We start from the raw sequence: 1,180 nt of genomic DNA on the forward strand, positions 1-1,180 counted from the left end.
TGCATGTGTGAGAGGTTGGTTTGACCCCGAGATGAGCAGGGATGCCGTGCCGACAGGCAGGCGTGGCCGTCAGCAGACCTTCAGCGGTAAGGAGCATCAGAAAATAGCGTGGGGCGCTATTTTCCCGACGAACGCCATTCAAACCTGCCTGACGATGAAAGTGCTCTTCGGGATGGCGCTCAGACAGACGACCGGCTTTGTCGAAAGCCTGTTGCGCTTCGTCGGTCTGAACTGGCAGGTGCCTGATTTCAGCACCCTGTCACGTCGTCAGAAGGCCTAGGCTGTGAACATCCCGTATCGCGGCTCCAAGGGGCCGCTGCACCTGCTGATCCCCTCTCGGGACATCACTGCGTGATGCCCTGCCGGGCAGTGGACAGCACCGGCATCAAGGTCGAGGGCGAAGGCGAGTGGCACGCCCGCAAGCATCCCTCTCACACATGCAAGCATGTGCTGGCGGGCAATGGGTGGCCCGAAACGTCGCGTCTGGCGCAAGATCCACCTCGGGATCGACGAGGAAACGCTGGAGGTTCGGGCCGTTGAGATCACCGGGAGCCACATCGGTGATGCCCCTGTGCTACCCGACCTGCTCGGTCAGATCCCGGCGGACGAGCGGATCGGCAGCGTCACCGCCGACGGTGCTTACGATACACGTAAATGCCACGACGCCATCGCTGACCGCGGTGCCCATGCCGTCATCCCGCCCCCGCAAGAACGCGAAGCCCTGGAAGACCATCACCGCGGGAGCCGTGGCGCGAAACGAGGCCCTGCGCGCGGCGAAATACCTAGGTCGCGCGCTCTGGCGACCCCTCTCGGGCCATCGCTGCGCGATGCCCTGCTGGGCAGTGGATGGAACGGATACCACCGCCGGAGCCGCGTCGAGACGAAGATGCACTGTGTAAAGCTTCTGGGGCAGCGCCTCATGGCGCGAGACTTCGACCGCCAAGTCGCGGAGATCCAAGTCCGTATCGCCGTGCTGAACGGCTACACCGCGCTCGGCATACCTGGCACCGAGCTCGTCGGATAAGTGCGTCTGGGGAAAGCATCTGTCTTGGAAAACAAGACTAAAGTTCCCGCGAATGGCAGCTACTGGGTTTTACGGCGGCGTCGGCGACCAGGTTCGATCCTCGGTGAGCAGCGCGTTGGCCAATATGAGCAGCTTCCGCATGACGGCGGTGATAGC

2 protein-coding genes are annotated in these 1,180 nt (G+C 62.9%); both read left to right on the forward strand.

The genetic code is table 11. The annotated features are described in order from the left end of the window. Positions 1–280, forward strand: a 280-nt coding sequence (locus KO516_RS24100; protein ID WP_252737457.1) for a transposase, incomplete at its 5' end; no start/stop codon positions are given. A 180-nt stretch (positions 281–460) separates the two neighbouring features. Then, positions 461–1,024, forward strand: a complete 564-nt coding sequence (locus KO516_RS24105) for an IS5 family transposase (RefSeq protein ID WP_252737458.1) — start codon at positions 461–463, stop codon at positions 1,022–1,024. Positions 1,025–1,180 lie beyond the last annotated feature (156 nt).

The organism is Citreicella sp. C3M06 (genome assembly GCF_018860705.1).
Classification (GTDB): Bacteria; Pseudomonadota; Alphaproteobacteria; order Rhodobacterales; family Rhodobacteraceae; genus Salipiger.

Coding starts and splice junctions, on each gene's coding strand:
- KO516_RS24105 (WP_252737458.1), top strand. CDS start 461: ATGGGTGGCCCGAAACGTCGCGTCTGGCGCAAGATCCACCTCGGGATC.